This window comes from Candidatus Cardinium sp. cBcalN2 (genome assembly GCF_022810445.1).
Classification (GTDB): domain Bacteria; phylum Bacteroidota; class Bacteroidia; order Cytophagales; family Amoebophilaceae; genus Cardinium.
In genome coordinates this window covers 1-7757 of record NZ_JAACGD010000047.1, presented here as the reverse complement: position 1 = coordinate 7757, position 7757 = coordinate 1, and the positions used below count along the sequence as shown (strand labels likewise).

At 34.1% G+C, this 7757-nt stretch carries 7 protein-coding genes; 6 read left to right on the top strand and 1 reads right to left on the bottom strand.

The genetic code is table 11. The features are described from left to right. The coding region (locus tag MUW74_RS01585; protein ID WP_243553032.1) for a hypothetical protein at positions 1 to 626 on the bottom strand (626 nt) is incomplete at its 3' end. Between the two features lie 507 nt (positions 627 to 1133). Here MUW74_RS01585 and MUW74_RS01580 point away from each other — a divergent pair. From MUW74_RS01580 to MUW74_RS01555, 6 genes are all read left to right on the top strand, one after another. Then, positions 1134 to 2933, top strand: coding sequence for a DUF1609 domain-containing protein (locus MUW74_RS01580; protein ID WP_243516902.1), 1800 nt, complete (start codon positions 1134 to 1136; stop codon positions 2931 to 2933). A gap of 283 nt (positions 2934 to 3216) precedes the next feature. Next, positions 3217 to 4233, top strand: coding sequence for a hypothetical protein (locus tag MUW74_RS01575; protein WP_243516900.1), 1017 nt, complete (start codon positions 3217 to 3219; stop codon positions 4231 to 4233). Between the two features lie 225 nt (positions 4234 to 4458). Beyond that, positions 4459 to 6093 (top strand): AAA family ATPase, encoded by a 1635-nt coding sequence (locus tag MUW74_RS01570; protein WP_243516899.1) that lies wholly within the window; start codon positions 4459 to 4461, stop codon positions 6091 to 6093. A gap of 74 nt (positions 6094 to 6167) precedes the next feature. Next, a complete protein-coding gene (locus MUW74_RS01565) occupies positions 6168 to 6509 on the top strand; it encodes a hypothetical protein (RefSeq protein ID WP_243553031.1) in 342 nt (113 codons plus the stop codon). 3 nt (positions 6510 to 6512) lie between these two features. Continuing rightward, a complete protein-coding gene (locus tag MUW74_RS01560) occupies positions 6513 to 6956 on the top strand; it encodes a hypothetical protein (protein ID WP_243516894.1) in 444 nt (147 codons plus the stop codon). 487 nt (positions 6957 to 7443) lie between these two features. Further along, positions 7444 to 7707 carry a hypothetical protein gene (locus tag MUW74_RS01555; RefSeq protein ID WP_243516889.1) on the top strand — a complete coding sequence of 88 codons (264 nt, stop codon included), beginning with the start codon at positions 7444 to 7446 and terminating at the stop codon, positions 7705 to 7707. The last annotated feature ends 50 nt before the right edge of the window (positions 7708 to 7757 follow it).

The following is a 7757-nucleotide window of genomic DNA, read 5'->3' as shown; positions in this document are numbered from 1 at the left end:
TTGCTGTTTTCGTTTTCGTTGCTGTTGTTGCTGTTGTTGTTTTCGTTTTCGTTTTCGTTGCTGTTGTTGTTTTCGTTTTCGTTTTCGTTTTCGTTTTCGTTGCTGTTGTTGCTGTTAATATCGTTGGTGTTACCGTTGTTAACGTCGCTACTGTTGTTGTTGTTGCTTTCGTTACTGTTGTCGCTGTTAGCGTTGTTAAGTGTTGGTTGCTGCTGTTTTTGAGTATGTCTATAGATGGTATTATTTAGTCCAATCACTACTGTGCCGTCAGGATTGGTTGATGTGATTTTTATAGGCTCTTCTAGAGGGATTATGGTAGTTTTATTATTACTATTTGTAGTTCTGCTTTTATTATTCAGATTAGTATTGTTCAAAGGATTGATCTCTATCTTGGCTTGCACTTTTTCATCTTTTTCATCAATGGTGCCTATATGGATGGTATTGTTTGATCCAATACAGACTACTGCATGGGCACCTGTTGATTCAATGGTTATAGAACTAGGTTCATTTTGCTTCTGCTTATTTTGATCGGTTATAGGGGGCAAATTCTTTTTTTTTTTGTTACTAGTGCAGTAAGATGCTATTAAAAGAGTAAAGCAAAAGTATATTTGTAATAATTTAGCCATGCAGTTTAATCCTAAATATTAGTAACATGTGTATTTATATTTATATTTTTTTACTTATACACCTACCCTTCACTTATTATGTGCAGCGAATTGCTCCTATTATACTGCTTTTTTGTTGATTTTTTCTTAAGCGTTCCCTTTTTTATTTTGAATTGCTATGCAATTAACATTGCGTAGTTGTCCTTACATGTTTGTCACATAAATCATAAATACTGATTGAATCATATCCATTTTTGGATTTTTTGTATAAAAAACTCGCAAAATTTAGAGTTGAGCATTTGCAATTGCGCAGCGGGTAAATTTTTTTGCAACTCTAACTAGATTCTTACTGATCCCAGGTTACACAATCTTTTCATAAAGACCTCTTGCTAGATCCCATAAGCATACCATTATTTGCATTTTTTATATTTTATGTGTATTCTACAATTGTTATCACTTCAATATTTGTAAATCCATTTTTTCGAAAATACAGGTAAGTTATCCTATTTCTTAAATTAATTAGGCATTATGCTTGCTTTCTTTTTTTATTTAAAGATTATTTTGTTTTTCTCTTGTCTAGCTGCTCAGGTACAGCCTTATAATGAGAAAATCCCACTGCAACATACAGAGAGCTTCTTAAGGCTTGGTCGTATTGTAAACTTTCCAGGTGGATCTACTGCTATTGAAAACGATTCTGCTTATAAAAAAAAATATATAGAAGCTTTTAAAAAACAATTTATTGGATATGGAGAAACAAATTATAAAGCTAAGATCCTAGACCCATTTTTTACTAAGGAGTGGGATGATTGTTGTCTAACTCCTTTTTCAAAAATAACTGATTATGAAAAGGATAAACAACATAAATTGCTAGCTATTTTAAAGAATATAATAGTGGTGAATGGTCACATATTTATTGGTATGGGATCAATTTTAAGATATCTAGATGATCAATCTGTTCTCAATCAGCAACTTGTAAAAAAAGATTTTATAAGAATAGAAGAAATTGCCCAAAAAGCCCAAATGAGTTGTAAGAATGAAGCTAAGATGTTTGGGGATGTTATGTATACAGCCCTTGAGGATACACTTAATTATTTGGATCATTTAATGAAGACTGCTAAGAAGGTGGGGTGGAAAGCTAGCAATCAATTTCATGGAATATTTCAAGCACACAAAGAAAGTTTATTACTTGGATTCAACAATCGCAATGAGATTCTAAAATTAGCTTGTCAGCAACACCCAGAGGTTGGGTTGGCTTTAGCATATGCCCAATATGCTTATAGAGATAAAATTGATGAACTAGGTTTGGATAGACAAGCAATGGATTTGTCCCCAAAGGTGGGAAACCAGCATGCCGCTTTATTTTATTTAGAAGCACTTACCATTCTCCAAGAAGCAGAAACGCAGGACCAAGCTAAGGAAAAAATTAATCAGCTTTTTAAAAATACAGAGCAGACACCAGCAAAAACAATTGATGAATTAGTATTAGAGATAGAATCTGCTTCAAAAAGCAATCAAAAATTTAAGACAGAACCTAGTCAGAGGGTGGGCAAAAAACATCTTAACTCTAGAAGACTTAAAGAAAAACAAAGAAAAGTAAATAATAAGAATTCAGAAAGTCTTGAAGATACCAATAATGTAAGCCATAGCGGCGAATCTTTCTGTACATTGTATCAAAACACAAACGAGCCAGTGCAAAGCAGTACACGCTTACAGTCTGTAGCGCAGTTACAAGAACGTTTTGACAAAAGTCGTTATACAATCCATCATAGGGTGTTGCGTTGGTCTGGGGCAACAAGCGATCAAATAAAAAATTTTGACTACAATAAAATGGGAAAAAAAATAAAATATGCTGATTTTACAGAAAAAGATATGATGCTCCAAAAGGCCTATCATCAACTGCAAGGTGTAGAGTTGTTACTTTTTGTCGATGACCATGCAGATTACTTTTTTAAGACCTCTAAGGGTAAGTCAGCCTTTGCAACTTTTGAGATAGATGGCCTTATGTATGAAGGTATACTTGAAATAGGTATTTCAGATAAAAGAGAAATTTATCATATGATGTTCAATGATAAGGTAAAACATAGACTAGAACAATTGTTTGAAATTACAGATCCGATTTTAGAAACTTTATTAGAGGATTCAGAAAATAATACTAAACAATTTAGCGATTGGTGTAATAAAGACGGCTATGCAGTAGAAAAACAGGGCGATACATATGTGATTACCCTTAACATGCCTACCTCTACAATCCACGCTATGAACCGATCTTGTAACAAGTTGTTTATTTATCCAAATAAATTATTGACAAAGTTCACTAAAAATTTTTAGAAAAACAGATTATGGTTTGCTATATACAATATACCTAAAGGAATGTAATCTGCTAGTATCAAGCTACACTTAAGCTGTGATTCCAGCTATCAAATTAGCCCAAAATTGGGGATGCTTCTATGCCTGCAATGTGCTATCTGATTAATATTTTTTGAATGATTTTTAAGTTGACGTGATTGGGTGTACAGATGCTAAGTTCTAGCTATGTTATTAGGGTTTGTACTTATTAGGTTTTTAGCCTGAAATATATATGTGTAATTTTACAATATTAAAATAAATTATCATGACAAGTAAAAATATGGGAACCCATAAAGTTCATTGTTGGGTATCTACTGCTTTAATAGGATTCTTTGGTTCATGTAGCATCCGACAAGCTGGTACAATGAACGTAGAGACTAGAGCAGCTCAAGATAATAGATTTAATGGATGTAAATCCATCATAGGTGGGGTGGGCAAGCAATATCCTGAGTATAAAAAATTATTCGACACAGCTGTAGTAACGTGTGCATTGCTGAAAGAGTTCTATCCTGACCAGGAACAAGCTAGTAATATTATGACACGATTAATGGAGCTAGTCGATAAAGTAGTTTCAGCGTTAGTTGATTGGCCTGTTGATCTGAGTTATTCTATTAGTACTTTTTTTGAATCCAGTAGAATCTGCATGTCTACCCAACAAGTAGCACGTTTTAATCCACGTCATATTATTACTACTTACCGCAATCATCCAGTAGTAGAAGCTGCTGTAAGTTGTAGACACGCTTATCAATATGCCTGCTTTGCTATAAGATCCATTCAAGATGGTACTAGTGTGAGAAAAGACATAATTAAAGAAATAATTAAAAGTGCTGAGTACAGCAAGGCTGCTATAGAGAAGATGATTCGCTTAGATGAAAAAAGTTCTTCTATCGAAATTGTAGCCTTTTCTATAGGAGTTATAACAGAAATTAATGCTTTGATCTTGAAACAATTGTGTAACGAAAAGGTTAGTACGCTGTCAAATGGAAATTGGATAAAGATTGCTTATGATGCTTTGAAAGACTTTAGTTCTGATTTGACAAGGTCTTATAAAGGTATTCCTAGTAATACTGCCATTATTTTAATCCACAAGATCCTTAAGGCACATTTGGACAACCATGACCCTGAGAAGGGCTCTATACCGGAGCCAGACATAGTAAAAAAAATTGCTGGAGATCAATATTTCATAAGGAGCGAATGGTTAACTAAGATTATCAATATTGCCAACTATGTTCTAGTTGAAGGAAACAAGCAGATTGCTGCGTCTGTTAAAGATTTAGTGTAGTAGTTGATATTTAATCTGACAAAGGAAATATTCCATAAACTGTCTCAAGTCCCTCACTTTATCTCAACTACTATACTTAAAGTCAATGAATGGCTATCAGTAACCAAAGTTGACAAGCAAACTATAGTAGCTTAGCAAGATTGACTCGCTTGGAAAAGTATGATAGCGTATGAAAGCAACGAAAGGGAAAGAAAAAGAAGTTTAAAAAGATAAAAAATACGATCTATGCGTAAGATAAATGCACTACCTATTGGCTACTCAGATATTAAATCAGTCATTGAAACAGGTTATTACGTAGATAAAACACGATATGCACAAGAGTTAATAGAAAAGAGAAATCCTATCTTCATAGCCAGGCCTCGTAGATTTGGGAAGTCTCTCTTTATTGACACATTGTCTACTATATGCAATGGGGACCAGAAGGTGTTTAAAGATTACCATATAGGTAGGCCAGAAAATGGGTATCAGTGGAATAAATATCCGGTGATTAGATTAGATTTTTCAGGTATAAACCACAATCCGAACTGTTTGGAAAACAGCTTAAAAAGCAAGTTAGATAAAATTGCTTGTTCATATGGTGTAACTATACAGATCCCAGATATACAAGGTGGACTAGAAAACCTAGTGGAAACACTTTCAAAACTTAGTAATGGTTATGAACCAAATACAGTAGTGCTTATAGACGAGTACGATGCACCTATTATTAATCTAACTAAAGGCTCAGACCTAGAAAAAGTCAATATCAAGGTTATGAAAGATTTCTTTATGACTTTAAAATCTCTCAATAAATATTTTCAATTTACCTTTATCACTGGTGTAAGCAAGTTTAGTTTATCAGACATATTTTCAGGGGCTAATCATTTAGACGATATTACGATTTCCAAAGATGCTGATGCCATGTTTGGTTATACCCAAGAGGAAATATTATCTGTTTTTTCAGTCTATTTAGAAGATATTGCTTTAGAATGGAGCAAAAGTAATTATAAAAAAATAACCAAAGAAGTAGTAATGGAACGCATGGCAACCCATTACAATGGATATAGATTCCATAAGAATGGTATAAGTGTATATAATCCTTGGTCTACATTAAAGTTTTTAAAGAATGGTGAGCTAGAAAACTACTGGTATGAGTCAGGTAGTCCAACTATACTCATTAATCAGATGTTGTCAGATCCTGATAGATTTGACCTTAACATCGATAACCTTCAAATAGAAGCTACTAGAGATGACCTAATGTATACAGAAAGTAGAAATGAGATTAGTTTAAAATCTCTAATGTTTCAAACAGGCTATCTAACCATTGATCATTATGATGAATCTACGGGTCTATATACCTTAAAGTTTCCTAACAAAGAAATAGAAGCCTCCTTTCAGAGGAGTATACAGTCCAGTTTAGAAAAAAGCGTAAAAGATTATTTTATACAAGAAAGAGATAACATTAGAAGTGCACTCTCCAATAAAAAAATCAGATCATTTATAGGTAGCATTAATACTGCTTTTGCTACGCTTCCTTACTATATCGACACGAAACAGGAAAAGCAATACCATAGCAATTTACATATGCTACTGCAAGGGTTGGGATTTCTAGGGGGTAGGAAAATGCAGATGTATAGTGAATCAGCTTCCAGTAAAGGCAGATCCGATATTGTTTTAGAATTAGAATCAGCCATATATATTATAGAAATCAAGTATAAGTCCAGCGGAAAGATAGCCTTAGAGCAAATCAAAACAAACGGTTATTACAAACCTTATTTACTCAGACAAAAAGCGATTATACTACTAGGCATTAACTTCAATGAGGAAACCAGAATGATAGATAACTGGGAGTACGAAATACATGAAGAACATTTAGAAGAGTAAAAGGTATTTGGTTATCAATTCTATAAAGGAGGAATTGTTCGGAAGGACAGAATCTATTTAATCAGGGGGCGGTGGTGCAACAGCCTTCTAAATCGCTTAAAATTGCAGGTTCTGGAGAGTGGAAATCCACTAAATGGAATATCGGAGAAGCTGCTGTTAATAAAAAACATCATAATTGGCATAAAATATTTGGTGATAAAAAACCAACACTAAAAGAAATAGATCCTTATGTGAAAGAAGCTCTGACGAAAGGAAAATGGACAGAGGTTAGATCCATAATGACTAAACGTAATAAAGGTGTTGTAACAGGTACAAAAATGAAACTAGTACATCAAGTTGGTGAGCATAAAATATGGGTACTAGGCAAGAAAACCTTAGATGGCGAACTTATTATTAATAATGCTGGTGTAGAATAACTTATGACATATATATCACAAAAAATAGATGAGCAATTTGCTTTAGCAGAAGATCTTATAGATCAACTTAAGTATAAAGAAGCCTTTCAAGTATTCCAAGAGGTTGCACTAAACTCAGAAAATAGTCCTGTAGAAAGAGCTAATGCTTATGCAGGTATGGGAGAACTAGTTGAATGCTGTGACCCAGGACTTGCTTCAGGAGATGACGAATCTGGACTTGAGTTTTATAAACAAGCTTTATTATTAGATAATCATAATTTTCATGCTCTATTAGGTATAATTGGTTCTTTTGGAGAGTCATTTCCTGACCACCAGGATGTTGCAATATTTAAGTTAGCATACCATCAATTAATAAATCGTAAATCAAAATTAGACATTAAAGACCTAAAAACGCTCAAAGAAAAATATCTTTTGATGCAAAAATTAGAACGAAAAAAGGGAAAATAATAACGGTTCCTAGATTTTTTAGTTAAGATTTTATCTAACAAACTTACAATCCACCTTCCTGTCTACTTAATGCCTGGATCGCTGCACCTAGCGTATGGCAAGGGGTGGTTTCTAAACGATAACCCAATCATTCTCTACTGATAAGCCTGTTTATTCTTAAAATCGATTATTAAACTCGTTGTCATAGGTCCATACTATAAATTTCAGTGTCTACCCAATCCCATCTTTGTGCATCTTCCAAAAAGTACCTATCCACGAAATGGGTAAAAAAGCTTTTTAATCCCACTTTTTGCTTCATCAAAAAGTATACAAAAAATCAATTCCTCGGTAAAAAGTTGTGTAAAGTGCCGGTCATAACTGGAAAAACAGCATCCGGCCTTCGGGCCTCCCCCGAAACTGTTTTGCTATTTCAGTTATAGCAGGCACTTTCTGAGCGCAACTATTTTACAAGGGGCATTTTTTTGGTGCACTGCTGCCACAGTAGTGAATGGATACTCCAAAGGAAAGCCAAGCACACCTAACAAGTCCAGAGGGATTGAGACAAGTTGCTGCAGCTTATATGCAAGAGCACCCTGAGATTTGTCGGGACTTATTTAAATACCAGGAACAACTAAGACAAGTAGTACCTACTCAAATGGCTAGCATGGGATGGGTTAGTGAACGTTTTGATGCTGAGTATCGTGACACTTGTAAAAAGATATCGGCATTGGAGAAAAATCTAACTACCAACAAAGATATAACGCCTGAATAAAAAGCAAGAGATGAGCAAGCATTAGTTCAGTCAATGGCGTCAACTTAAGG

What these genes read in the sequence shown, in the direction of transcription:
- MUW74_RS01570 (WP_243516899.1), top strand. Translation starts at nt 4,459, where the DNA reads ATGCGTAAGATAAATGCACTACCTATTGGCTACTCAGATATTAAATCA.
- MUW74_RS01575 (WP_243516900.1), top strand. Translation starts at nt 3,217, where the DNA reads ATGACAAGTAAAAATATGGGAACCCATAAAGTTCATTGTTGGGTATCT.
- MUW74_RS01555 (WP_243516889.1), top strand. Translation starts at nt 7,444, where the DNA reads ATGGATACTCCAAAGGAAAGCCAAGCACACCTAACAAGTCCAGAGGGA.
- MUW74_RS01560 (WP_243516894.1), top strand. Translation starts at nt 6,513, where the DNA reads ATGACATATATATCACAAAAAATAGATGAGCAATTTGCTTTAGCAGAA.
- MUW74_RS01580 (WP_243516902.1), top strand. Translation starts at nt 1,134, where the DNA reads ATGCTTGCTTTCTTTTTTTATTTAAAGATTATTTTGTTTTTCTCTTGT.